22 protein-coding genes are annotated in these 23,571 nt (G+C 70.1%); 14 read left to right on the top strand and 8 right to left on the bottom strand.

Annotated features, from left to right (window positions below; all coding sequences use genetic code 11):
- Positions 1-2 precede the first annotated feature (2 nt).
- Positions 3-1,889 carry a 2-oxoglutarate dehydrogenase, E2 component, dihydrolipoamide succinyltransferase gene (sucB, locus tag ASD10_RS13970; protein ID WP_056609425.1) on the bottom strand — a complete coding sequence of 629 codons (1,887 nt, stop codon included), beginning with the start codon at positions 1,887-1,889 and terminating at the stop codon, positions 3-5.
- A 14-nt stretch (positions 1,890-1,903) separates the two neighbouring features.
- Complete coding sequence (gene lpdA / locus ASD10_RS13965; RefSeq protein WP_056609423.1) at positions 1,904-3,301, bottom strand: dihydrolipoyl dehydrogenase; 1,398 nt, start codon at positions 3,299-3,301, stop codon at positions 1,904-1,906.
- Positions 3,302-3,405: 104 nt separating this feature from the next.
- Between lpdA and ASD10_RS19230 the strand changes: the two genes are divergently transcribed.
- Entirely contained in the window at positions 3,406-4,023 is a 618-nt protein-coding gene (locus ASD10_RS19230; RefSeq protein ID WP_056609420.1) for a hypothetical protein, read from the top strand.
- A 17-nt stretch (positions 4,024-4,040) separates the two neighbouring features.
- Here the strand turns inward: ASD10_RS19230 and ASD10_RS13955 are convergent, their stop codons facing one another.
- Together ASD10_RS13955 and ASD10_RS13950 are read right to left on the bottom strand one after the other, a co-directional pair.
- Positions 4,041-5,399 (bottom strand): serine hydrolase, encoded by a 1,359-nt coding sequence (locus ASD10_RS13955; RefSeq protein ID WP_056609418.1) that lies wholly within the window; start codon positions 5,397-5,399, stop codon positions 4,041-4,043.
- Positions 5,396-6,859 carry a leucyl aminopeptidase gene (locus tag ASD10_RS13950; protein ID WP_056609416.1) on the bottom strand — a complete coding sequence of 488 codons (1,464 nt, stop codon included), beginning with the start codon at positions 6,857-6,859 and terminating at the stop codon, positions 5,396-5,398. Before ASD10_RS13950 ends, ASD10_RS13955 begins: the two co-directional genes overlap by 4 nt.
- Before the next feature lie 58 nt (positions 6,860-6,917).
- Between ASD10_RS13950 and gcvT the strand changes: the two genes are divergently transcribed.
- Both gcvT and ASD10_RS13940 read left to right on the top strand, forming a co-directional pair.
- Positions 6,918-8,018, top strand: a complete 1,101-nt coding sequence (gene gcvT / locus ASD10_RS13945) for a glycine cleavage system aminomethyltransferase GcvT (RefSeq protein WP_056609414.1) — start codon at positions 6,918-6,920, stop codon at positions 8,016-8,018.
- Position 8,019: 1 nt separating this feature from the next.
- Positions 8,020-8,217, top strand: coding sequence for a hypothetical protein (locus ASD10_RS13940; RefSeq protein ID WP_056609412.1), 198 nt, complete (start codon positions 8,020-8,022; stop codon positions 8,215-8,217).
- A 17-nt stretch (positions 8,218-8,234) separates the two neighbouring features.
- Here ASD10_RS13940 and ASD10_RS13935 read toward each other — a convergent pair whose 3' ends face one another.
- Positions 8,235-8,792, bottom strand: coding sequence for a DUF3043 domain-containing protein (locus tag ASD10_RS13935; protein ID WP_235501881.1), 558 nt, complete (start codon positions 8,790-8,792; stop codon positions 8,235-8,237).
- Positions 8,793-8,905: 113 nt separating this feature from the next.
- On the opposite strand from ASD10_RS13935, the gene ASD10_RS13930 reads away from it, so the two are divergent.
- The 11 genes from ASD10_RS13930 to ASD10_RS13880 all read left to right on the top strand — a co-directional run bounded on the left by ASD10_RS13930 (position 8,906) and on the right by ASD10_RS13880 (position 19,591).
- A complete protein-coding gene (locus tag ASD10_RS13930; RefSeq protein ID WP_056609407.1) occupies positions 8,906-9,691 on the top strand; it encodes a PspA/IM30 family protein in 786 nt (261 codons plus the stop codon).
- Entirely contained in the window at positions 9,666-10,574 is a 909-nt protein-coding gene (htpX, locus tag ASD10_RS13925) for a zinc metalloprotease HtpX (RefSeq protein ID WP_056610573.1), read from the top strand. The genes ASD10_RS13930 and htpX overlap by 26 nt, the downstream gene beginning before the upstream one ends.
- On the top strand, positions 10,574-11,143 hold the full coding sequence (locus ASD10_RS13920; RefSeq protein WP_056609405.1) for a hypothetical protein: 570 nt from the start codon (positions 10,574-10,576) through the stop codon (positions 11,141-11,143). Before htpX ends, ASD10_RS13920 begins: the two co-directional genes overlap by 1 nt.
- Before the next feature lie 26 nt (positions 11,144-11,169).
- Complete coding sequence (locus ASD10_RS13915; RefSeq protein ID WP_056609403.1) at positions 11,170-12,441, top strand: aminotransferase class I/II-fold pyridoxal phosphate-dependent enzyme; 1,272 nt, start codon at positions 11,170-11,172, stop codon at positions 12,439-12,441.
- Between the two features lie 12 nt (positions 12,442-12,453).
- Positions 12,454-13,569 carry a glycerate kinase gene (locus tag ASD10_RS13910; protein ID WP_056609401.1) on the top strand — a complete coding sequence of 372 codons (1,116 nt, stop codon included), beginning with the start codon at positions 12,454-12,456 and terminating at the stop codon, positions 13,567-13,569.
- A 94-nt stretch (positions 13,570-13,663) separates the two neighbouring features.
- Positions 13,664-14,041: an iron-sulfur cluster assembly accessory protein gene (locus tag ASD10_RS13905; RefSeq protein WP_056609400.1), complete on the top strand. Its 378-nt coding sequence runs from the start codon at positions 13,664-13,666 to the stop codon at positions 14,039-14,041.
- A 126-nt stretch (positions 14,042-14,167) separates the two neighbouring features.
- Complete coding sequence (locus tag ASD10_RS13900) at positions 14,168-15,142, top strand: carbohydrate kinase family protein (RefSeq protein ID WP_056609398.1); 975 nt, start codon at positions 14,168-14,170, stop codon at positions 15,140-15,142.
- Positions 15,143-15,268: 126 nt separating this feature from the next.
- Positions 15,269-16,126 carry a cytochrome c oxidase subunit II gene (gene coxB, locus ASD10_RS13895; RefSeq protein WP_056609396.1) on the top strand — a complete coding sequence of 286 codons (858 nt, stop codon included), beginning with the start codon at positions 15,269-15,271 and terminating at the stop codon, positions 16,124-16,126.
- On the top strand, positions 16,126-17,880 hold the full coding sequence (ctaD, locus tag ASD10_RS13890; protein WP_056609394.1) for a cytochrome c oxidase subunit I: 1,755 nt from the start codon (positions 16,126-16,128) through the stop codon (positions 17,878-17,880). The genes coxB and ctaD overlap by 1 nt, the downstream gene beginning before the upstream one ends.
- A 3-nt stretch (positions 17,881-17,883) precedes the next feature.
- Positions 17,884-18,279, top strand: coding sequence for a cytochrome c oxidase subunit 4 (locus tag ASD10_RS13885; protein ID WP_056609393.1), 396 nt, complete (start codon positions 17,884-17,886; stop codon positions 18,277-18,279).
- 94 nt (positions 18,280-18,373) lie between these two features.
- Positions 18,374-19,591, top strand: a complete 1,218-nt coding sequence (locus ASD10_RS13880) for an Ig-like domain-containing protein (protein ID WP_056609391.1) — start codon at positions 18,374-18,376, stop codon at positions 19,589-19,591.
- Positions 19,592-19,940: 349 nt separating this feature from the next.
- Here ASD10_RS13880 and ASD10_RS13875 read toward each other — a convergent pair whose 3' ends face one another.
- The 3 genes from ASD10_RS13875 to ASD10_RS13865 are packed head-to-tail and all read right to left on the bottom strand — an operon-like array spanning position 19,941 to position 23,517.
- Positions 19,941-21,647 carry a cytochrome bc complex cytochrome b subunit gene (locus ASD10_RS13875; protein ID WP_056609390.1) on the bottom strand — a complete coding sequence of 569 codons (1,707 nt, stop codon included), beginning with the start codon at positions 21,645-21,647 and terminating at the stop codon, positions 19,941-19,943.
- On the bottom strand, positions 21,644-22,693 hold the full coding sequence (locus ASD10_RS13870) for a ubiquinol-cytochrome c reductase iron-sulfur subunit (RefSeq protein WP_056609388.1): 1,050 nt from the start codon (positions 22,691-22,693) through the stop codon (positions 21,644-21,646). Before ASD10_RS13870 ends, ASD10_RS13875 begins: the two co-directional genes overlap by 4 nt.
- Positions 22,690-23,517: a c-type cytochrome gene (locus tag ASD10_RS13865; protein WP_056609387.1), complete on the bottom strand. Its 828-nt coding sequence runs from the start codon at positions 23,515-23,517 to the stop codon at positions 22,690-22,692. Before ASD10_RS13865 ends, ASD10_RS13870 begins: the two co-directional genes overlap by 4 nt.
- Between the last annotated feature and the right edge of the window lie 54 nt (positions 23,518-23,571).

The following is a 23,571-nucleotide window of genomic DNA, read 5'->3' as shown; positions in this document are numbered from 1 at the left end:
CGTCAGGACCCGAGCTCGGACTCGAACGAACCGGCCTGCAGGCGCTGCTTGACCGCGGTCAGGAAGCGACCGGCGTCGGCACCGTCGACGATGCGGTGGTCGTACGTCAGGGCCAGGTAGACCATGCTGCGCACCGAGATGCTGTCGTTGCCGTGGTCGTCGGTGATGACGACCGGACGCTTGACGACGGCACCCGTCCCGAGGATCGCCACCTGGGGCTGGTTGATGATCGGCGTGTCGAACAGAGCGCCGTTGCTGCCCAGGTTGGTGATCGTGAACGTCGCGCCGGACAGCTCGTCCGGCGTGATCTTGTTGGTGCGGGTGCGCTCGGCGGCGTCGGCGATCTTGCGGGCCAGGCCCGCGATCGACAGGTCGCCGGCGTCCTTGATCGTCGGCACGAGCAGCCCGCGCTCGGTGTCGACCGCGATGCCCAGGTGCTCGCCGGCCGGGTACGTGATCGTGCCCGCCTCGAGGTCGAGCGCCGAGTTGAGCTGCGGGTACGACTTGAGCGCCTCGATCGCGGCCTTGGCGAAGAACGGCAGGAACGTCAGCTTGACGCCCTCGCGCTCGAGGAAGGCGTCCTTGTGGCGGGCCCGCAGGCGGGCGACCTCGGTGACGTCGACCTCGTGCACCTGCGTCAGCTGGGCCGAGACCTGCAGCGACTCGACCATGCGCGAGGCGATGACCTTGCGCAGGCGGGTGACCTTCTCGGTCTTGCCCCGCAGGGCCGACGGCTCGGCGGCCGGTGCGGTGGCCGCGGGAGCGGCGGCGGGGGCGGGGGCCTCCGGGGCGGGGGCCGAGGCGGCCTTCTTGGCGGCGACGGCGTCGAGCACGTCCTGCTTGCGGATGCGTCCGCCCACGCCGGTGCCGGTGACGGCGGCGAGGTCGACGTCGTGCTGCTTGGCGAGCTTGCGGACGATCGGGGTGACGTAGGTGTCGCCACCCTCGCTCGAGCCGCCGCTGCCGTTGCCGTTGCCGCTGTCGCTCGGCGCCGCGGGCGCCGGGGCGGGCTCGGGGGAGCCCTGCGTCTCGGGCTGCGCCGGGGTGGGCTCGGGGGCCTTCTCCGGCTCGGGCTCCGGGGCCTTCTCCGGCTCGGGAGCCTTCTCCTGCGCGGCCTCGGCCTCGGGCTTCTTCTCCTCGACGAGGTTCTCGTCGGAGACCGGCGCGGTCGCCGAGTCGGTGGTCGTGGAGCCCTCGGCGCCGATGACGGCCAGGACGGCGCCGACCTCGACGGTCTCGTCCTCGTCGGCGCGGATCTCGAGCAGCTTGCCCGCGACGGGCGACGGGATCTCGGTGTCGACCTTGTCGGTCGAGATCTCGAGCAGCGGCTCGTCGACCTCGACGTCGTCGCCGACCTGCTTGAGCCACTGCGTGACGGTGCCCTCGGTGACGCTCTCGCCCAGTGCGGGCAGCGTGACCTCGGTGCCGCCACCGGACGCCGGAGCGGTCTCGGCCTGGGGGGCGGCGGCCGTCTCGGCGGCGTCGTGCTGCTCCTCGGCGCTGTCGGACGGCTGGTTGGACCGCTCCTCGCCGACCGACGCGGGCTCGGGCTCGTCGCCGGCCGAGGCCTGCTCGCCGGACGTGTCGGACTTCTCCTCGACGAGGTTCTCGTCCGAGACGGGGGCGGTGGCCGAGTCGTCGGTCGTCTCACCCTCCTCGCCGACGACGGCCAGCACCGCACCGACCTCGACGGTCTCGTCCTCCTCGGCCTTGATCTCCAGCAGCACGCCGGCCACGGGGGAGGGGATCTCGGTGTCGACCTTGTCGGTCGAGATCTCGAGCAGCGGCTCGTCGACCGCGACGGTGTCGCCGATCTGCTTGAGCCATTGGGTGACGGTGCCCTCGGTGACGCTCTCGCCGAGAGCGGGGAGGGTGACTTCAGTTGCCATGGGTGGTCTCCGGATCAGGCGTGCGAGTGAAGGGGTTTGCCGGCCAGCGCGAGGGCGGCTTCGCCGATGGCCTCGTTCTGGGTCGGGTGAGCGTGGATGAACTGCGCGACGTCCTCGGGGTACGCCTCCCAGTTCACGATGAGGGATGCCTCGCCGACCTGCTCGCCGAAGCGCGACCCGAGCATGTGGACGCCGACGATCGGGCCGTCCTTCTCGCGGACGAGCTTGACGGTGCCGGCGGTGCCGAGGATCTGGCTCTTGCCGTTGCCGCCGAGGTTGTACTCGACGATCTCGACGTTGTCGTCGCCGTACTTGGCCTTGGCCTGCGGCTCGGTGATGCCGACCGAGGCGATCTCGGGCTCGCAGTACGTGACGCGGGGGATGCCGGCGTCGACGACGACCTGCGGCTCGAGGCCCGCGATCTCCTCGGCGACGAAGATGCCGTGCGCGAAGCCGCGGTGCGCGAGCTGCAGGCCGGGCACCAGGTCGCCCACGGCGAAGACGCCCTTGACGTTGGTCGCGAGGCGCTCGTTCGTCGGCACCCAGCCGCGGTCGACCGTGACGCCGGCCTCCTCGTAGCCCATGCCGGCCGAGTTGGGGCCGCGCCCGACGGCCACCAGGACCAGGTCGGTCTCGATCGTGTCGCCGTTCTCGAGCGTGACGGTGACGCCGGAGTCGGTCTGCTTGACCGAGTCGAACTTGACGCCGGTCTTGAAGTTGATCTTGCGCTTGCGGAACGCGCGCTCCAGGCCCTTGCTGAGCGCCGGGTCCTCGAGCGGGACCAGCGTGGGCAGGCCCTCGATGATCGTGACGTCGGCGCCGAAGGACTTCCAGACCGACGCGAACTCGACGCCGATCACGCTGCCGCCGATGATGACGACCTTCTCGGGCACCTCGGTCATCGACAGCGCCTCGGTCGACGTGATGACCCGGCCGCCGATCTCCAGGCCCAGCGTGCGCGAGACCGAGCCGGTCGCGAGCACGACGTTGGTGCCGGTGTACTGCTGGCCGTCGACCTCGACCGTGCCGCCGCCGTTCGGGTCGGTCGACACGAGCCTGCCCTCGCCCTCGACGACCGTGATGCCGCCGGACTTGATGAGGCCCTGCAGGCCCTTGTACAGGCGGTCGATGACGCCGTCCTTGTACGTGTTGACCCGCGCCATGTCGATGCCGTCGAACGTCGACCTGATGCCGAAGGTCTCGCCCTCGCGCGCCAGGTCGGCGACCTCGGCGGAGTGCAGCAGCGCCTTGGTCGGGATGCAGCCCCAGTGCAGGCAGGTGCCGCCGAGCTTGGACTTCTCGATCAGCGCGACCGACTTGCCGAGCTGGACGGCGCGCAGCGCGCAGGCGTAGCCGCCGCTTCCGCCGCCGAGAATCACGATGTCAAAGGTGTTGCCGGCGCCGTCCGCCACGGTGTCCTCCCAGAAAGTGTGTGCATCGTCATCTTGTCACTGCGCGCAACCGGCGCACCACCGGGGTTCACCGGGTGTCGGCCACCATCGGGCACACTTGACGCATGGGAATCTTCGGAGGCCGGAAGGCCAGGACGGACGGCGGCGCCGTCGTCTCGGACCGCGGCTCCAGCCGGGCCGACCTCGACGCGCTGAAGCAGTTCGTGCAGACGCGCCAGGGCGTCGAGGGCTGGATCGAGCCCCAGACGTCGGTGACCCACACGACGCTCCTGCTGGTCGCCCACGACGGCGAGTCGATCCGCCGCCGGGTCACGTCGGCGCAGGCGGGGCACGACTTCGCCCGCAAGAAGCTGAAGATCCCCGTGTACGACTCCAACCTCGTCCCGATCGCCGCCCGCAAGCGCGACTACGACCTGCGCAAGGCCGGCGCGACGTCGTCCGGGCGCACGACGTCGTCGGGGCCGACGTCCGCCCGGACCACGCCGACGTCCGCCCCGGCGCCGGCCGCTCCCGCCCGCCGCTCACCGCGCGAGATGCGCGCGATCATGACGCTCGAGTCGGTCGCCGGCACCGAGCCGCTGCCCGACGACCCGTCGTTCGACCAGCTCATGAAGGTCTACCGCAAGGCCAGGTCGCAGGCGCACCCCGATCGCCAGGGTGGGGCCCGCGAGAAGTGGGACACCGTCGAGGACGCCGCCCGCGCCCTCGGCCTGCCCGACTGACCCCGTCGTGCGACGGCTCAGTGCCAGTGGTGGGCGTCGAGCCCTCCCGGTACGTCGGCGTCCGCGGCGTACGGCGTGCGGGTGAACACGAAGCTGGCCAGCACGAGCCGCTGCGGCGTCCCGTCGGCGTCGCGGTCGACGCGCAGGGGCTCGCCGCGGTAGTAGCCCTCGCGGCCCGTCCAGCCGTCGCCTTCGGCATCGCGCGAGAAGCGGGCACCGCGTCCGACGCCCGGCTCGCCGAGCCGCAGGCCGCCGTCGGCCTCCAGCGCGAGCGTGAACGGGTACGTGCCCCAGAACCACGGCCCGACGACGTCGAGGGCGTCGGCGTGGCCGGCGTCGGCGTGCCAGGGGGCCGGACGCGCGGGCTCGCGATCGCGGTGGAGGTCGAGCAGGTCGGCCGCGAGCGGACCCATGCCGCTGGTCGCGTTGGCCATCGCCACGACGCCGTCACCGGTCGCGAGGTCGACCCGCAGGTTCGCGAGGAATCCGGGCATCGACCCGCCGTGACCGGCTGAGCGGCGCCCCGCGACGTTCCACGTCTGCCACCCGAGCCCGTGGGCGCCCGTCCACGCGGCGCCCGGCACGTCGTTGACGGCGACGGGCCGCAGCATCTCGGCGAGGGTCGTGCGGTCGAGGACGTCGCGGGTGTGCCCGCCGAGGAACGCCGCCCACCGCGCGAGGTCGGTCGTCGTCGACCACAGCTGGCCGGCAGGCGCCATCGAGACGTGGTCGTGCTCGGGCTCGACGTGCACCAGGTCGGCCAAGGGGTGCACGGCCAGCCCGGGGGCGGCGGGGGCGACGGGACGTCGCGTCGTGCGGTCCATGCCGAGCGGGTCGAGGATGCCGACCTGGACCGCCTCGTGCCACGGGACGCGTCGACGTCGTGCGATCAGCTCGCCCAGCACGCCGTAGCCGGTGTTGGAGTAGTGGAACGACGTGCCGGGGGTGAACCGGACCGCCACCCCGGACGCCAGCAGGTCGTCCCAGGTGCCGCCCGGGCTGCGCTCCCACCACTCGCCGTCGGTCTCGGCCTGCAGCCCCGACGTGTGGGTCAGCAGCTGCGCGACGGTCACGTGGCCGAACGGGACCTCGGGCAGGTGGGCGCCGATCGTGTCGGCGAGGTCGAGCAGCCCCGCGTCGCGCAGCCGCAGCACCTCGACCGCGACGAAGGTCTTCGAGATCGAGCCGATGCGGTACTGCGTGTCGGCGCCCGGCGACTCCCCGTCGGCGCGACCGTCGAGCGTCCCGGCCGCTCCCGACCAGACGAGCTCGCCGCCGCTCACGACGCCGGCGACGACCGAGGGGAGGCGCTGCTTCGACTGCTCGACGGCGAGACGGTGGTCGAGGGCCCGCGCCGTCGCGGCGTCGAGCGTCATCGCGAGCCGGCCAGCTCCGTCGCGAGCCGCACGAGCGTGCGGACGCCCGTGCCCGTGCCGCCCACGGGCGTGTAGTCGACGGCCGAGCCCTCGTTGAACGACGGGCCGGCGATGTCGAGGTGGGCCCACGGCACGTCGCCGACGAACTCGCGCAGGAACGCGGCCGCGAACAGCGCGCCGCCGTACGGCTTGGGGTTGTGCTGGCGCAGGTCGGCGACGGTCGAGGACGTCACGATCCCCTTCATCTCCTCGGTGATGGGCAGTCGCCACATCGACTCGCCCGCCGCGGCGGAGGCCGCCAGCACGGTCTCGGAGAAGTCGTCGTCGTTGCCCAGGATGCCGCTGGTGTGCGAGCCGAGGGCCACGATGCACGCGCCCGTCAACGTCGCGACGTCGACGATGTGGTCGGGCTGAGCCTCGGCCGCGAGGGCGAGCCCGTCGGCCAGCACGAGGCGACCCTCGGCATCGGTGTTGTGCACCTCGACCGTCGCGCCGCTGCGCATGTGCAGGACGTCGCCCGGACGGGTCGCCCGTCCGCTGGGCATGTTCTCGGCGAGGCACGCGTAGGCCGTGATGCGCACGGGCAGCCCCAGCGTCGCGATCGCGACGGTCGCCGCGACGACCGCGGCGGCACCGGCCATGTCGAGCTTCATGGTCTGCATCGAGGCGCCGGGCTTGATCGAGAGTCCGCCCGAGTCGAACGTGATGCCCTTGCCGACCAGCGCGAGGTGCGCGACCGCGTTCTCCGGCTCGTACGACAGCGTCACGAGGCGCGGCGGGCTGTCGGAGCCCTGGCCGACGCCGAGGATGCCGCCGCAGCGCTCCTTCGCGAGACGCTTCTCGTCCCACACCGACACCTTCACGGCGGTGCCGGCCGCCGCGGTGACGTGCGTCGTGATGGCCTCGACGAGATCGGCCGGGCGCTTGTCGCCGGGCGGCGTGTTGACCCAGTCGCGGGCCGTGTTGACCGCGAGCGCGACGGTCGAGGCCCGCTCGACGGCCTTGGTCGCGGTGGTCTGGCGCGCGAAGGGCGTCAGGATCACGGCGCTGGCGATCTCGACGGGCGCGGCGTCCTTGGCCGCGCTCCTGGTCTTGTAGGTGTCGAACCGGTAGGCGCCGAGGTCGATGCCCTCGGCGATCGCCTCGACCTCGTCGACGCCGGCGGGGTGCAGGGCGATCGCGACGGTCGTGGCGTTCTTGGCGGCACGGATGCCGCGCGCGGCGGCGCGTCGCAGGTCCTCGGCGGTCGGCTCGTCGGGCAGCGCGACGGCCACGACGACGGGTGCCTTGACGAGCCCTCCGGACGGGAAGCGGACGCTCTGTCCCTTCTCGCCCGAGAAGCCCAGGAGGTCGAGGGTCTCGGCCAGGTCGCCCTTGTCCTCGTCCCCCCGGATCCCCAGGATCAGGACGTCGGCGCTGGCGGTGGTCGGCTTGGACGTGCTCAGGGTGACGGACGGCATGCCAGCCACTCTAAGGTTGCCGGTTCGGGTCGGGGAACCGTCCCCTAGGTTGAGGACCATGGATCTGCTTCATTCCCCGCTGCACGACCGTCACGTGGCCCTCGGCGCGAAGCTCGCCGAGTTCGGCGGCTGGGAGATGCCGCTCGAGTACGCCGGGGGAGGCGTCCTCGCCGAGCACAAGGCCGTCCGCGAGGGGGTCGGGCTGTTCGACGTCAGCCACCTCGGCAAGGCGCTGGTGCGGGGCACGGGCGCCGCGCAGTTCGTCAACGCGTGCTTCACCAACGACCTCGAGCGCATCGCGCCGGGCAAGGCCCAGTACACGCTGTGCTGCGACGACGACGGCGGCACGGTCGACGACCTGATCGCCTACCTGCGCAGCGACTTCGAGGTCTTCCTGATCCCCAACGCCGCCAACACCGCCGCGGTCGTGGCCCGTCTGCAGGCTGCGGCACCCGAGGGCATCGACGTCGTCGACCAGCACCGCGAGTTCGCGGTGCTCGCGATCCAGGGCCCGTCGAGCGACGAGGTCCTGCAGGCGCTCGACCTGCCGGTCGACCACGAGTACATGTCGTTCGCCGACGCGACGGTCGCCGGTGCCGCCATCACGGTGTGCCGCACCGGCTACACGGGCGAGCGCGGGTACGAGCTGGTCGTCCCGGCCGCCGCGGCCGTCGACGTCTGGGACGCCGTCGTCGCGGCCGGCGAGCCGTTCGGCATCCGCGCCTGCGGCCTGGGCGCGCGCGACACGCTGCGCACCGAGATGGGCTACCCGCTGCACGGGCACGAGCTGTCGGCCGAGATCAGCCCCGTCATGGCCCGCGCCGGCTGGGCCGTGGGCTGGAAGAAGCCCGCGTTCTGGGGCAAGGCGGCACTCGAGGCGCAGCGCGCCGGGAAGACCGTCCGCACGCTGCGCGGCCTGCTGGCCCAGAAGCGCGGCATCCCGCGCCCCGGCATGGTGGTCGCCGACCTCGACGGTGGCTCCCTCGGCGAGATCACGTCGGGCACGTTCTCGCCGACCCTGCGGCAGGGCGTCGCGCTTGCGCTCCTCGACCAGTCCGTCGAGGATGGCGCCACCGTCGTCGTCGACGTCCGCGGCCGGTCCGAGGCGTTCACGGTGACCAAGCCGCCGTTCGTGCAACCGTCGACCAAGGAGTCATGACATGAGCTGGACCTGGACGTTCGAGACCTCGGCCGGCGACGTGACCGGCCGGTCGGAGGCCTTCGAGAGCCGCGGCGACGCCGAGTCGTGGGTCGGCGAGGCGTTCGGCGAGCTGCTCGAGCAGGGCGTCGACCAGGTGCGCCTGTTCGACGGCGAGGCCGAGATCTACGGCCCGATGTCGCTGCACCCCGACACGTAGGCCGGCCGGGGCCCGCGTCAGCGGTAGGTGCCGCTCAGCACCTCGCCGCGCTTGACCTGCGGCTTGGGCAGGCGGAAGCGGCGCAGCTGCGTGCTGCGCAGCACGGCGTACGTCGTCGAGCCCTTGACGTTGTCGGGGCCGAAGCGCTCCTTGAGCTGCTTCTTGAGGCCGCGCACCATGATGATCTCGTCGAGGACCGTGCCGACGATCAGGAACGGGTAGACGAAGGCCGTCAGGACGGCCGAGGCGTTGCTGCTGATGCTGCCGGCGACGGCGAACAGCACCAGCAGGACCACCAGGAACGGCAGCAGGTACTCGGCGAAGTTGCGTCGACGGTCGACGTAGTCGCGGGTGAAGCGGCGGACGGGACCCTGCTCGCGCGCCGGCAGGTAGCGCTCGTCGCCCGACTTCAGCGCATCGCGCTGCTTGAGGCGGATCTCCTCGCGGGCGGCCCGGTCGCGCTTGGCCTGCTCCTTGCGGGTCATGGGGGTCTTCATCTGCTTCTTGCGGGCAGCCTCGGCCTCCCGGCGACTGGGGGTCGGACGGCCCTTGCCTGCTTCTGTCTCGTCAGCCACCCGCGACACCCTACCCGTAGGCTTGACAGCATGAGCGAGCGTCAGCGAGTGAACGGGCAGCACCGCCTCATGGTGTCTGCTCCGTATCTTTGCCTTTTCACGGAGCGGACAGCATGAGCATCGGCAATCGCCTCGCCAAGTGGTGGGGATCGCGGCAGTCCGGCACCGACGACGCGGGTGCCCTCAAGGACCGTCTCGACCAGACCTACCGCACCCAGACGGCGCTGCTGCAGCAGGTGCGACGCGGGGTCGCCGACGTCGCGACGAGCCGCAAGCGGGTCGACCTGCAGCTGACCACGATCGCCCAGCAGGCCGCGCAGCTCGACCGGCAGGCGAGCGACGCCGTCGCCGCGGGTCGCGACGACGACGCGCGCGCGGCCCTGACCCGCAAGGTCGCGCTCGAGAAGACCGCCGACGAGCTGCGCGCCCGACGCGACGACCTGCTGGCCGAGGAGCGCAAGCTCGAGCAGTCGGCCCTGACGATCGAGCAGGACGTCGAGAGCTTCCGCATCCGCAAGGACACGCTCTCGGCCCGCCACACGGCGGCCTCCGCGCGCGCCGAGATCAACAGCGCGACGAGCGGCATCAACTCGACCGTCAGCGAGGTCGGGCAGGCGATGGAGGCCGCCGAGCGGCGCACGCGCGAGATGGAGGCGAGGTCCGACGCCGTCGACGAGCTCGTGCAGGAGGGCGTCATCGGCACGGCGGGCGAGTCGGCGGACGATGCGCTGGCCCGGCAGTTCGACGCCGCGCTCGGCACCGACACCGACGCCGGTCCCGTCCTCGACGCGGGCACGACGGCCGAGGTCGACCGCCAGCTCGAGCAGATCTCGCACGACCAGGCTCGACCCGATCAAGACGTGGAGGGTGACGATGACCAGAAGCCGGTTCAGAACTGATCGGGGGCTCTCGCTGCGCATGGGCGGCGTGAGCCTCGGGCTGGGCGTCCTCTACCTGCTGTTCGCGGCGGTGCTCTACCAGACGCCCCTGGGCGCGCTGGGCTTCGTCGTCGTGCTCGCGATGGCGTGGGGGCAGTGGTACTTCTCGGACTCCCTGGCGCTCAAGTCGATGCGTGCGCAGGTCGTCGAGCCGCACCAGGCGCCCGAGCTGCACGCCATGATCGACCGCCTGTGCGCGCTGGCCGACATGCCGAAGCCGCGCGTGGCGATCGCCGTGACCGACATGCCGAACGCCTTCGCGACGGGGCGCACGCCGAACCACTCGGCGGTGTGCGTCACGACCGGCATCATGCAGCGCCTGGACGCCGACGAGCTCGAGGGCGTGCTGGCGCACGAGCTGTCGCACGTCGCCAACCGCGACGTCACGGTCATGACGGTCGCCTCGTCGATCGGCCTGCTGGCCGGCTTCATCACGCGCTACGGCATGTACTTCGGCGGCATGTTCGGCGGGGGCAACCGCGACCGCAACAACAACGGGGGGCCCGCGTTCATCGTGGTGTTCCTCGTCAGCCTGCTGGTCTACGCCGTCAGCTTCGTCCTGATCAGGGGCCTGTCGCGCTACCGCGAGCTCAGCGCCGACCGCAGCGGCGCCTACATGACGGGCCGTCCGTCCAAGCTGTCGTCGGCGCTCGTCAAGATCTCGGGCGACATGTCGCGCATCCCCAACAGCGACCTGCGCGAGAGCCAGGCCATGAGCGCGTTCTTCTTCGCGCCCGCGATCAACCGCGAGTCGATCGGCGCGCTCTTCTCGACGCACCCGCCGCTGCAGCAGCGTCTCGACCAGCTGGCCAAGGTCAGCGCCGAGCTCTCCGAGCAGGGCTGATGGGCTTCCTCGACGGCATCCTCGGTCGGTCCAAGCCGCCCGAGGCCGATCTCGACGTCCTGTTCTCGGTGCCGCAGGCGGTCATCTCGCTGCAGCTGGAGGGCTTCGTGCCGACCGGGTCGGGGTCCGTGTGCTTCCGCGACATGGAGGGACAGGCCGACGACGCCGTGATGGCCGACGCCGAGAAGATCATCACGTCGACGCCCGGGTCGACCGTGACCCGCAGCGACGACCGGTTCGGCTTCCACTGGCTCACCGTCACGCGCGCCGACGCCGACGTGTCGGGTCTCGTCACCGACCTGCACGCCGTCAACAGCTCGCTGGCCGACGCCGGTTTCGGCACCGCGCTGCTGTGCTCGACGTTCGTGTTCACCAGCCCCGCCGGGAAGCCGGTCGGCCTGGTCTACCTCTACAAGCGCGGCACGTTCTACCCGTTCGCGCCCGACGGCTCCGAGCGACGCGACAACGCGCTCGAGCTGCAGCTCAGGGGCGTCGTCGGTGGCGACGTGCCGGTGGAGCCCGACCTCGCCCGGTGGCTCGCGATCTGGGGCGCGCCCGGTCTGGCCTGATTCCGTCCGGGCGATAGGTTGGGTCCGTGAGCCTCGACGATCTCTCCCGTGACCAGGTCCAGACCCTCCTCGACGAGCAGACGGCCGCGCACCGCGCCCTGCAGGAGCGAGGCCTCAAGCTCGACCTCACGCGCGGCAAGCCGTCGCCCGAGCAGCTCGACCTCTCCAACGGCCTGCTGACGCTGCCGGGCGACGACTTCCGCGACCGCGACGGCGTCGACACCCGCAACTACGGCGGTCTGACGGGCCTGACCGAGCTGCGCGAGATCTTCGCGCCGATCATGCAGGTGCCGGTCGAGCAGGTCGTCGCGGGCGACAACGCGAGCCTCGCGATGATGCACGACAACCTGGTCTTCGCCCTGTTCCACGGCGTCCCCGGGTCTGAGCAGCCGTGGGGCGTCGAGGAGTCGGTCAAGTTCATCTGCCCCGTGCCGGGCTACGACCGCCACTTCGCCCTGCTCGAGGAGTACGGCATCGAGATGGTGCCGGTGCCGCTGAACGAGGACGGCCCCGACGTCGACGCCGTGCGCGAGGCCGTCAAGGACCCCTCCGTCAAGGGCATGTGGCTCGTGCCCACCTACAGCAACCCCACGGGCGCCGTCACCAGCGAGGCCGTCGCGGCCGAGCTCGCGGCCCTGGAGACCGCGGCACCCGACTTCCGCATCTTCTGGGACAACGCGTACGCCGTCCACCACCTCACCGACGAGCAGACCAAGACCGCCGACATCCTCGGTCTGTGCGTCGCGTCGGGGCACCCCGACCGGGCCGTGATCTTCGCCTCGACGTCCAAGATCACGTTCGCCGGCTCGGGGGTCTGCTTCTTCGGCAGCTCGGCCGACAACGTCGCCTGGTACCTGTCGCACCTGGGCAAGCGGACGATCGGCCCCGACAAGGTCAACCAGCTGCGGCACGCCCGCCACCTCGGCGACGTCGACGGCGTGCACGCCCTGATGGCCGGGCACCGCGAGATCCTCGCCCCCAAGTTCGACGCCGTCGTCTCGATCCTGGCCGACCGGCTCGCCCCCTACGGCGTCGCGAGCTGGACCGAGCCGAAGGGCGGCTACTTCGTCAGCCTCGACGTCGTCGACGGCACGGCCTCGCGCGTCATCGAGCTGACCCGCCAGGCGGGCGTCGCGATGACCCCGGCCGGTGCCGCGTTCCCCTACGGCGACGACCCCCGCGACCGCAACATCCGCATCGCGCCGTCGTACCCGTCGCCCGACGAGCTGGCGCTCGCGATCGACGCGCTCGCGACGAGCGTCCTGATCGCGGCCGCCGAGCACGCCCTCGCGGAGTAGGCGGGGCGGGCCGTGCGGGTCCTCGTCGCACCGGACTCCTTCGGTGGCACCCTGTCGGCCCCCGAGGCTGCGCGCGCCATCATCGAGGGCTGGCGGCGTCACGCGCCCGACGACGTCCTGACCGCCGCGGCGATGGCCGACGGGGGCCCCGGGCTCGTCGACGTCCTGCACGCCGCGACCGGAGGGCGGCTCGACGTCGTCACGGTCCGCGGACCTCTCGGGGCCGACGTCCCGGTCACGGTCCTGCACGCGGACGGCACGGCGTACGTCGAGAGCGCGCAGGCGTGCGGGCTGCACCTCGTCGAGGCCAAGGACCCCCTGCACGCCTCGACGTACGGGGTCGGCCAGGCCGTCGCCGCGGCGGTCGACGCCGGCGCGTCGCGCGTCGTGGTGGGCCTGGGGGGCAGCGCGACCAACGACGGGGGAGCGGGGTTGCTGGCCGCCCTCGGCGCGACGGCCGACGTGCCGCTCGACGCGGGCCCCGCGGCCCTCGCGCACGTCGGGTCCGTCGACGTGGCCCCGGCCGTCGAGCGGCTGCGCGCCGTCGAGCTGGTCGTGGCCGCCGACGTCGACGTCACGCTGCTCGGCATGTTCGGCGCCACCAAGACCTTCGGACCGCAGAAGGGCCTGACCGACGCCCAGGTCGTCGAGGTCGACGGCTGGCTCGACCGGTTCGTGGTGGCGGTGTGCGGCCCGTCGCCGGCGCAGCGCCGCCCTGCCGACGCCAAGGGGGCCGGAGCCGCGGGCGGGCTGGGATTCGCGCTGATGGTGCTCGGCGGCACGGTCGTGTCGGGCATCGAGCTCGTCGCCGAGACGGTCGGGCTGACCGCGGAGGCCGGTGCCCACGACCTCGTCGTGACGGGGGAGGGCACGTACGACTTCTCGTCGCGGGCCGGCAAGGTCGTGCACGGGGTCGCCGCGGTGGCCGCCGCGGCCGCACGCCCCTGCATCGTCCTGGCCGGGCAGGTGCTCGTGGGCTCGCGCGAGATGCGGGCGATGGGCGTCGAGTCGGCCTACGGCGTCACCGAGCGGGTCACCGTCGAGGAGTCGATGGGCGAGCCGGCCCGGCACCTGGCCGACCTGGCCGAGCGCGTCGCCCGCACGTGGTCGCCCCGACCGCTGGGCTGACGGCGTACGATGGAATGGAATCGCCACACGCTTCGTTGCCTTTCGTGAAGCGTCCCTCGTGACGAGTCCGCAGACCACACCTTCGGGAGTACACATGACAGTCGAGACCGACCAGACCACCGCCTCCGAGCCGACCACGGAGGTCGCGTCCGGCGTCAGCCTGAGCGACGGCGCCGCCGAGAAGGTCGCGAGCCTGCTCGCCCAGGAGGGTCGCGACGACCTCGCGCTGCGCATCGCGGTGCAGCCCGGCGGCTGCTCGGGCCTGCGCTACCAGCTGTTCTTCGACGAGCGCTCGCTCGACGGCGACCAGACCTTCGGCTTCGGCGGCGTCAACGTCGTCGTCGACCGCATGAGCCTGCCGTACCTCGGCGGCGCGACGATCGACTTCGTCGACACGATCGAGAAGCAGGGCTTCACGATCGACAACCCCGCCGCCACGGGCTCCTGCGCCTGCGGCGACAGCTTCCACTAGGCCCTCACGGCGGCCGGCTCCGCCGACGCCGACGAGCGAGCTCGTCGGAGGTCACGGACCGGTCGGCCGAGATGCGTCACACGACGCCCCCCTGCGCCGCAGGGGGGCGTTGTCTATGGTTGGCGGGTGCACCTCGCCATCACCGGATCCATCGCGACCGACCACCTCATGACCTTCCCGGGCAAGTTCGTCGACTCGCTGGTGCCCGACCAGCTCGACAAGATCTCGCTGTCGTTCCTGGTCGACGACCTCGACGTCCGCCGGGGCGGGTGCGGCGCCAACATCGCCTTCGCGCTGGCCAAGCTGGGTCACCGCCCCCTGCTGGTCGGCGCCGTCGGCCGCGACTTCGAGACCGAGTACCGCGGCTGGCTCGACGCCGCCGGCGTCGACACGAGCGGCGTGCTCGTCTCCGACACCCGCCACACCGCGCGGTTCGTCTGCACGACCGACACCGAGCTCGCCCAGTTCGCGACGTTCTACGCCGGCGCGATGGCCGAGGCCCGCGACATCGACCTGCTCGCGGTCGGCTCCGGCTACGACCTCGTGCTGATCGGCCCCGACGACCCCGAGGGCATGCTGCGCCACACGCGCACGTGCCGTGACGGCGGCATTCCGTTCGCCGCCGACCCCTCGCAGCAGCTGGCCTGGGCCGAGGGCGACGTCATCCGCGAGCTGATCGACGGGGCGACGTACCTGTTCAGCAACGACTACGAGGCGTCCCTGATCCAGCAGAAGACGGGCTGGAGCGCCGACGACGTCCGCTCGCACGTCGGCACGCAGGTCATCACCCGCGGCAAGGACGGCGTGACGGTCCTGCCGGCCGACGGCGAGCCCGTCGAGGTCAAGGCCATCGCCGGCGTCACGGCGGTCGATCCCACGGGCGTCGGCGACAGCTTCCGCGCCGGGTTCCTGGCCGGCATCGCCGCGGGCCTCGGCTTCGAGCGCTCGGCCCAGATCGGCTGCACGATCGCGGCCAGCGTCGTCGAGACGACAGGCACGCAGGAGTACGTCCTCGACCGCTCGGGCTTCCTCGACCGGCTCGGCTTGGCCTACGGCGACGACGCCCGCACCGAGGTCGACGCAGCGCTTTCGCTGGCGTGACGCCGCGCGCGGCGACGCGCGCCCAGGTCAGGCGGACCTCACCGCTCCCGACACGTTCACCTGAAGTAAGGTGCTCATGTGTCATCTCGTGACAGTCATGGTCCAGAAAGGCGCCCCGTGGGTCGGATGAAATTGGCGGTTCTGTTCTTCGCCGCCGTTGTGTTGAGTGGGTGTGCACCAGACGCCGACTCGGATCTCGCGCGTCTCGCGCTGCCGGTCGGAAGCACCGATCGCACCCAGGACATCTGGGAGCTGTGGCTCGGTGCGTGGATCGCCGTGCTGGTGATCTTCCTGCTGGTCTTCGGTCTCATCGTCTACGCGATGGTGCGCTACCGACGCCGCAGCGAGGACGAGATCCCCGCGCAGGTGCGCTACAACCTGCCGATCGAGGCGCTGTACACCTTCGCGCCCGTGATCATCGTCGCGGTGTTCTTCTTCCACACCGTCACGTCGCAGAACAACGTGCTCGAGCGGGTCGACAACCCCGACCACACGATCGAGGTCGTCGGCAGCAAGTGGCAGTGGGCGTTCAACTACCTCGACGAGGATGCGACGCAGGGCGAGGACGTCTACGACTACGGCACCCCGCAGGAGCCCGCCGAGCTGTGGCTCCCGGTCGACGAGTCGGTCCGGTTCGACCTCAAGTCGCCCGACGTCATCCACTCGTTCTGGATCCCCGAGTTCTACTTCAAGATGGACGTCGTGCCGGGCAAGGTGAACTCCTTCGACCTGTCGCCGACGCGCACCGGCACCTTCACGGGTCGCTGCGCCGAGCTGTGCGGCCTCTATCACTCCCGCATGATCTTCAAGGTCAACGTCGTGACGCGCGCCGAGTACGACGCGCACCTCGAGGACCTGAAGGCTGCGGACCAGGTCGGAGCGCCCCAGGGCGCGAAGGAAGCCAATGAGATCGCAGGTCTCAGGGGCGACGACAAGAGCGGCAACGTCGCTGGCGTCCAGGGAGACGGGTCAGGCAAGAGCTGATGGTTGACGCAACAGCAACATTCGACGACGGTTCGACGAACCTGCGGGCAGGCGTCCGCGAGCGGACGCTCGGGCAGAAGGTCGTCACGGTCCTCACGACGACCGACCACAAGGTCATCGGCAACATGTACCTGGTCACGTCGTTCGCGTTCTTCATCATCGGCGGCATCCTCGCCCTGATGATCCGCGCCGAGCTGGCCCAGCCGGGCACGCAGTTCGTCGACGACGAGACGTACAACCAGCTGTTCACGATGCACGGCACGATCATGCTGCTGATGTTCGCGACACCGCTGTTCTTCGGCTTCGGCAACGCGATCATGCCGCTGCAGATCGGTGCTCCCGACGTCGCGTTCCCGCGCCTCAACATGTTCAGCTACTGGCTGTACCTGTTCGGCAGCACGATCGTCGTCTCGGGCTTCTTCGTCCCCGGTGGCGCGGCGAGCTTCGGCTGGTTCGCGTACGCACCCCTCAGCGACGCCGTGAACTCCCCGGGAGTGGGCGGTGACCTGTGGGTCATGGGCCTGTGGATGTCCGGTCTCGGCACGATCCTCGGTGGCGTCAACTTCATCACCACGATCTTCACGATGCGTGCGCCCGGCATGACGATGTTCCGCATGCCGATCTTCGTGTGGAACACGCTCGTCACGAGCATGCTCGTGCTGATCGCGTTCCCGATCTTCGCCGCCGCACTGCTGTCGCTCGAGGCCGACCGACGCCTCGGCGCCCACGTCTTCGACGCCGCCAACGGCGGGCCGATCCTGTGGCAGCACCTGTTCTGGTTCTTCGGCCACCCCGAGGTCTACATCATCGCGCTGCCGTTCTTCGGCATCATCACCGAGATCCTGCCCGTGTTCAGCCGCAAGCCGATCTTCGGCTACGTCGGCCTGGTCGGCGCGACGCTGATGATCGCGGCCCTGTCGGTCGCGGTGTGGGCCCACCACATGTTCGTGACGGGCTCGGTCGACCTGGCGTTCTTCTCCTTCATGACGTTCCTGATCGCGGTGCCCACGGGCGTCAAGTTCTTCAACTGGATCGGCACGTTGTGGGGCGGCTCCCTGTCGTTCGACACCCCGCTGATCTTCGCGCTGGGCTTCCTGACGACCTTCCTCTTCGGTGGTCTGACGGGTGTCATCCTGGCCTCGCCGACGCTCGACTTCCAGCTGTCCGACAGCTACTTCGTGGTCGCGCACTTCCACTACGTCGTGTTCGGCACCGTGGTGTTCGCGATGTTCGCCGGCTTCTACTTCTGGTGGCCCAAGCTGACCGGTCGCATGCTCGACGAGAAGCTCGGCAAGATCCACTTCTGGCTGCTGTTCATCGGCTTCCACCTGACGTTCCTGGTGCAGCACTGGCTCGGCGTCGAGGGCTTCCCGCGCCGCTACGCCGACTACGGACCGGGCGACGGGTTCACGACCCTCAACGAGATCTCGTCGATCGGCGCGTTCCTGCTGGGTGCCTCGACGCTCCCGTTCTTCTACAACGTGTGGAAGTCGCGCAAGGCGCCGCTGGTCGGTCTCGACGACCCGTGGGGCTGGGGCCGCTCGCTCGAGTGGGCCACCTCCTCCCCGCCGCCGCGTCACAACTTCACGTCGCTGCCGCGCATCCGGTCCGAGAGCCCCGCGTTCGACCTGCACCACCCGGAGATCGCGGCACTCGAGCTCGTCGACAACCCGGGCGAGAACTCCAAGTTCGCCGACGCCCCCGACATCAGCGGCAAGGGCGAAGCCATCAACGACGCGAAGGGCGACCACTGAGTCATGAAGGCTGAAACCTGGACCATCCTGTCGTGCGGAATCTTCTTCGCACTGATTGCTCCGGTCTACTGGGTCCTGACCAAGGACCCGACCGGCACGACCGCCCTGGTCATGACGACGCTGCTGTGCATCCTGCTGGGCTTCTACCTCGGCGTGGTCGCCAAGCAGATCCCCGATCGTCCCGAGGACCGCTCCGACGGCGAGATCGCCGACGGCGCGGGCGAGCAGGGCTTCTTCCCTCCGTACAGCTGGTGGCCGCTGTTCTGTGCCGCCGCGCTGGCCGTCGTCGTGCTCGGCGTGGTCATCGGCTGGTGGCTGTTCATCATCGGCTGCACGATCGGAGCCGTGATGGTCTGCGGCTGGATCTTCGAGTACTACCGCGGCATCCACGCCCACTGATCGGCATCCGCACGAGCTGATCCCCAGAGCACCGACGACGTCCACCACGTCGTCGGTGCTCTGCTGTGTGGGGGGCGGCACGTAAACTGTCGGGGTGAAGCACCTCCGTCTCCCCGTCGCGCTCGTGTGCGCCACGATGATCGCCGTGTCGTCCTGCTCGATCAAGGACGCCAAGGACGCCGTCACGCCTGACAGCACGCTCGACTCCCTGAGCCTCACCCCGAACGTCGCCGACGGCGCGAAGGACGTGAAGGTCAGCACCTACGTCAAGGTGCTCGCCGAGGACGGCACGGTGTCGTCCGCGAAGCTCGCGACCGCCGACGGTGCCACCGAGATCACGGGCCGCGTCACCGACTCGGGCTGGCGGGCCGACAGCCGGCTCGAGCCGGGGACGGCGTACCGCCTCACCGCCACGGGTCAGGGCGAGGACGGCGAGTCGCGCACCGTCACGAGCGCCTTCACGACGCAGGCACTGTCGCTCGACCAGCAGACGTACCCGTCGGTCGCGCCGCTCGACGGCGAGACCGTCGGTGTCGGCATGCCGATCATCGTCACGTTCGACCTGCCGGTGCGCAAGCGCGCCCTGTACGAGAAGCACATGAAGGTGACGACCGACAACGGCACGACGGGCTCGTGGACGTGGTTCAGCGACAACGAGGCCCACTACCGGCCCGAGCAGTACTGGCCGGCCAACACCAAGGTCAACGTCCACCTGACCCTCAACAGCCTGCCGGCCGGCGAGGGGGTCTTCGGGCAGCAGGACCAGGACATCAACTTCCAGGTCGGCAAGAAGTCGGTCACGACGGTCGACGTCGGCAAGCACCAGCTGACCTACTCGGTCGACGACCAGAAGGTCCGCACGATCCCCGTCACGACGGGTGACGACAGCCACCGCACGCGCGCCGGCGTCAAGATCATCATGGAGAAGTTCTCCTCGGTCGACATGGATGCCGCGACGACGGGCGTCGACTCCGAGGACCCCGGCTACTACAACATCTCCGACGTGCGGTGGGCGATGCGCCTGACCAACTCGGGGGAGTTCATCCACGCCGCGCCGTGGTCGGTCGGCTCGCAGGGGCGCGACAACGTCAGCCACGGCTGCACGGGCATGAGCACCGCCGACGCCAAGTGGTTGTACGACCGCTCGGTGCGCGGCGACGTCGTCGAGTACGTCGACAGCCCGCGTGCCCTCGAGGACCGCAACGGCTGGACCGACTGGAACGTCCCGTGGGCGACGTGGACCGCGGGCTCGGCCCTCCAGGCCGCGGCTGCGTCCGCAGCGCCTCCTGCGGCCGACGACGTCGTCGACTGACCCAGCCCTGCACCCCGCTCAGCCCCACCGTGGACGTCATCACGGTGGGGCTGTTGTAGGTACTGATGTGATGACGCCCGCGGTGGGGCGTGGGGACGTCATCACGGTGGGGCTGTCGTACGCACTCATGTGATGACGTCCGCGGTCGGGCGTGGGGACGTCATCACGGTGGGTCTGTCGTGGGTACTGATGAGATGACGTCCGCGGTGCCCGCGGTGCCCGCGGTGCCCGCCGTGGCCGCCATGGCCGCCGAGGGGGAGTCGTGGCGGGGGAGCGGGGATGGAGCCGCGAGAGACGACGAAGCCCCCGTCAGCATCGCTGACGGGGGCTGTCGTGGACGTGCAGGCGATCAGTGGACCCGGGGGACACCCGTCTCCGAGACGCCCTGGAACTCGTCACCCAGCTCGACGGGGTGGCCGTCGATCTCACCGAGGTGCTCCTCGGCGTGCTGGACGTCCTCGGTCGTCGGCTTGTCGAGCGTGTCGCGGTAGTACAGCGCCTGCAGCTTGGCCCGCACCTTCTCCTTGCGGGAGTGGGGTGCGGCGACACCGTTCTCGTCCGTCTCGGCCGGAGCCTCGAGGACGGGCACGCGGTCGTGCGCCGTGAGCGTGTACTGCTGCGAGGCCGGCAGGGGAGCGTGGCGCTCCGAGAAGCCGCCGTCGGGCGACCGCTCGATGACACCGGTCTCGTAGCCGTGCAGGATGCGATTGGCGTCGGCCCGCTGGAGGCCGATGCAGATCCGCTTGGTCACCATGAACGCGATGATCGGGAACACGAAGAAACCGACCCGGAAGATGTTCGTCAGCGTGTAGATGTCCATGTGGAACTTGGTGGCGATGATGTCGTTGCCACCGGCCGCCCAGGCGACGCCGTAGGCCGTCATGCCCGCCACGCCGAGGGCCGTGCGGACCGGGGCGTTGCGCGGACGCTGCAGCAGGTGGTGGTCACGCTTGTCGCCCGTGATCCACTGCTCGATGAACGGCCACGCGCCGAGGATGACGAACAGACCGGTCAGACCGCCGACACCCGGGATGAAGACGTTCCAGCTCCAGGTGTAGTTGAAGAACGTGCTCTCCCAGCCGGGCATGAGGCGCACGAGGCCCTCGGAGAAGCCCATGTACCAGTCGGGCTGCGAGCCGGCCGTGACCTCGGACGGGTTGTAGGGGCCGTAGACCCAGACCGGGTTGATCTGGAGCAGGGCGCCCATCAGGGCCGTGAAGCCGAAGACGACGAAGAAGAATCCACCGGCCTTGGCCGCGTAGACCGGCAGCATCGGGTAGCCGACGACGTTCTGCTCCGTGCGTCCCGGTCCAGGCCACTGCGTGTGCTTGTGGTAGACGAGCAGCAGCATGTGGGCGCCGATGAGACCCAGCAGGATCGCGGGGATCAGCAGGATGTGCGCCATGTAGAGGCGGGGGATGATCTCGTCGCCGGGGAACTCGCCGCCGAAGATGAAGAACTCGAGGTACGAGCCGACCAGCGGGATCGAGCGGATCAGTCCGTCGACGAATCGCAGACCGGTTCCCGACAGCAGGTCGTCGGGCAGCGAGTAGCCCGCGAATCCCTCGACCAGGCCGAGCGAGAACAGCCCGACGCCGATCAGCCAGTTGATCTCGCGCGGCTTGCGGTACGCGCCGGTGAAGAACACGCGCAGCATGTGGGCGATCATCGCGGCGATGAACAGCGCCGCGGCCCAGTGGTGGATCTGCCGGATCAGCAGACCGCCGCGGATGTCGAACGAGATGTCGAGCGTCGACTTGTACGCCTGCGACATCTCGAGACCGTTGAACGGCAGGTAGGAGCCGTGGTACTCGACCTCGGTCATGCTGGGCTGGAACCAGAACGTCAGGAAGACGCCGGTCAGCAGCAGCACCACGAAGCTCCACAGGGCGATCTCGCCCAGCATGAACGACCAGTGCTCGGGGAAGACCTTGCGAAGGTTCTTCTTGGCCACCCCGGCGAGGCCGAGGCGGTCGTCCAACCAGCCGACGGGGCCGGCTGCCTTCTTGCCCACGCCGGTGTCTTGGATCGGCGTGTACTGCTCTGTGGTGCTCATGACTTATTGTCCAACTTCTTCTGGTCACGCGCCAGTTCTGGATAGCTGGGCGCGATGATCTCGGGGAAGTCGCTCATGGCGATCAGGTAACCCTCCTCGTCGACACCCAGCGGGAGCTGGGGCAACGGACGGTGGGCGGGGCCGAAGATGACCTTGCCGTTGTCACCGAGGTCGAAGGTCGACTGGTGGCACGGGCACAGCAGGTGGTGCGTCTGCTGCTCCCACAGGCTGATCGGGCAGCCGACGTGGGTGCAGATCTTGGAGAAGCACAGGATGCCGTCGACGCCCCAGTTCTCGCGTCCCTTCGAGGCCGTGATGTCCTCGGGGCGCATGCGCACGACGATGATCGAGGCCTTCGACTTGACCTGCAGCAGCTCGGTGCCGTGCAGCACGGCCTCGCCGTCGGCGTCGGTCTCGTAGACGATCGCGGGCTGGCCGTTGACGAGCTGGCCGACCTGCATGTCGGACGGCTTGATCGGCGTGCCGGTGACGTCGTTGACCAGGCGCATGCCCTTCTTCCAGACCGTCTCGCGCTGGGAGTGGGGGAGCGGACCGAGGTCGCGCAGCAGGACGACGGCCGGCAGGCCGAGCAGCGCCATCGAGCCGAGCAGGCTGTTGCGGATCATGGGGCGGCGGCCGAAGCCGGACTCCTCGATGCCCGCGTTGATGTCCTTCATGACCGCGACGCGGTCCTCCTCGGACGACGCCGAGGGGTGACGCATCTCGACCATCTCGTGGTCGCCCATGAGCTTCTTGGCCCACTGGATGATGCCGACGCCGATCAGCAGCAGACCGCCGCCCAGCGTCATGCCGAAGGCGAAGTTCTGCGCGGACCAGCCGAGGAACGTGGCGTCGATGTCGACGGCGAAGTAGGCGACGCAGAAGCCGAAGAACAGCAGTCCGGCGATGCGAAACATCCAGGCGATCTGACGCTCGGTGCGCTTGGCCTGCGACTCGTCGACGTCCTGCGGACGGAACTGGTGCTCGGCGAGCCCCGGGTCCTTGATCGGCTCGGTGTCCGAGACCGGCTGCAGCTCGTCGCTCATGACTTCTTCTTCACTCTCGCTCCGTGGGCACCGATCCAGATCGATGCGATGATCAGGCCGCCGATGCCGATGATCCAGGTGAACATGCCGTCCACCACCGGACCGAGGCCGCCGCCGCCGAGACCGCCGTAGTTGGGCTGGTCCTGCACCTGCTTGACGTACGCGATGATGTTGCGCTTGTCCTCGGGCGTGATGACGTCGTCGGAGAAGACGGGCATCTGCTGGGGGCCGGTGATCATGGCCTCGGCGATGTGCTTGGCGCTGACGCCCTTGATGGAGGGGGCGTACTTGCCGCCCGGCATGGCGCCGCCGGCGCCGACCGAGTTGTGGCACGCGGTGCAGTTGGCGCGGAACAGCTCGCCACCCTCACGGATGTCGTCGACGTTGGCCTTGTCGATGTCGGTGTACTCACCGTCGGGGATGGCCGGTCCGGGGGCCAGCGAGGCGATGTACGCCGACAGCTGCCGGGTCTCCTCCTCGGTGTACTCCGGGTTCTTGGACGGAGCCTGCGGAGCGGTCTGCGCCAGCGGCATGCGTCCGGTGCCGACCTGGAAGTCGACCGAGGCGGCGCCCACGCCGATCAGGGACGGGCCGTAGTTGTTGCCGCGCTCGGTCTCGATGCCGGTGGCGTTCTTGCCGTGGCAGCTCGCACAACCGATCAGGAACAGGTCGCGTCCGGCTTCGACGTCGTTGGCCGTGACCTCCTGCGCCTCGGCGGGCTTGGGCGCGAACGCGTAGTACGCGCCGCCCGCGATGACGAGCCCCAGCAGGAGCACGACGAATCCGGCGAGTGGATGCCGACGTCTGGTGGACAGTTTCCGCACCGAGGACCTCATTCCTGGAAGTGATGCCAGAGTACCTTTCGGCACCCCGAAGTT

Source organism: Aeromicrobium sp. Root472D3, assembly GCF_001426485.1.
In the GTDB taxonomy this organism is placed as follows: domain Bacteria; phylum Actinomycetota; class Actinomycetes; order Propionibacteriales; family Nocardioidaceae; genus Aeromicrobium.
The sequence above is the reverse complement of the archived record's forward strand: the minus strand, read 5'-3'. Positions and strand labels throughout refer to the sequence as shown.

What these genes read in the sequence shown, in the direction of transcription:
- ASD10_RS13920 (WP_056609405.1), top strand. Translation starts at nt 10,574, where the DNA reads ATGGGCTTCCTCGACGGCATCCTCGGTCGGTCCAAGCCGCCCGAGGCC.
- ASD10_RS13870 (WP_056609388.1), bottom strand. Translation starts at nt 22,693, where the DNA reads ATGAGCGACGAGCTGCAGCCGGTCTCGGACACCGAGCCGATCAAGGAC.
- ASD10_RS13905 (WP_056609400.1), top strand. Translation starts at nt 13,664, where the DNA reads ATGACAGTCGAGACCGACCAGACCACCGCCTCCGAGCCGACCACGGAG.
- ASD10_RS13955 (WP_056609418.1), bottom strand. Translation starts at nt 5,399, where the DNA reads ATGACGCTCGACGCCGCGACGGCGCGGGCCCTCGACCACCGTCTCGCC.
- ASD10_RS19230 (WP_056609420.1), top strand. Translation starts at nt 3,406, where the DNA reads ATGGGAATCTTCGGAGGCCGGAAGGCCAGGACGGACGGCGGCGCCGTC.
- ASD10_RS13950 (WP_056609416.1), bottom strand. Translation starts at nt 6,859, where the DNA reads ATGCCGTCCGTCACCCTGAGCACGTCCAAGCCGACCACCGCCAGCGCC.
- gcvT (WP_056609414.1), top strand. Translation starts at nt 6,918, where the DNA reads ATGGATCTGCTTCATTCCCCGCTGCACGACCGTCACGTGGCCCTCGGC.
- coxB (WP_056609396.1), top strand. Translation starts at nt 15,269, where the DNA reads ATGAAATTGGCGGTTCTGTTCTTCGCCGCCGTTGTGTTGAGTGGGTGT.
- ASD10_RS13930 (WP_056609407.1), top strand. Translation starts at nt 8,906, where the DNA reads ATGAGCATCGGCAATCGCCTCGCCAAGTGGTGGGGATCGCGGCAGTCC.
- ASD10_RS13940 (WP_056609412.1), top strand. Translation starts at nt 8,020, where the DNA reads ATGAGCTGGACCTGGACGTTCGAGACCTCGGCCGGCGACGTGACCGGC.
- ASD10_RS13885 (WP_056609393.1), top strand. Translation starts at nt 17,884, where the DNA reads ATGAAGGCTGAAACCTGGACCATCCTGTCGTGCGGAATCTTCTTCGCA.
- ASD10_RS13875 (WP_056609390.1), bottom strand. Translation starts at nt 21,647, where the DNA reads ATGAGCACCACAGAGCAGTACACGCCGATCCAAGACACCGGCGTGGGC.
- sucB (WP_056609425.1), bottom strand. Translation starts at nt 1,889, where the DNA reads ATGGCAACTGAAGTCACCCTCCCCGCTCTCGGCGAGAGCGTCACCGAG.
- htpX (WP_056610573.1), top strand. Translation starts at nt 9,666, where the DNA reads ATGACCAGAAGCCGGTTCAGAACTGATCGGGGGCTCTCGCTGCGCATG.
- ctaD (WP_056609394.1), top strand. Translation starts at nt 16,126, where the DNA reads ATGGTTGACGCAACAGCAACATTCGACGACGGTTCGACGAACCTGCGG.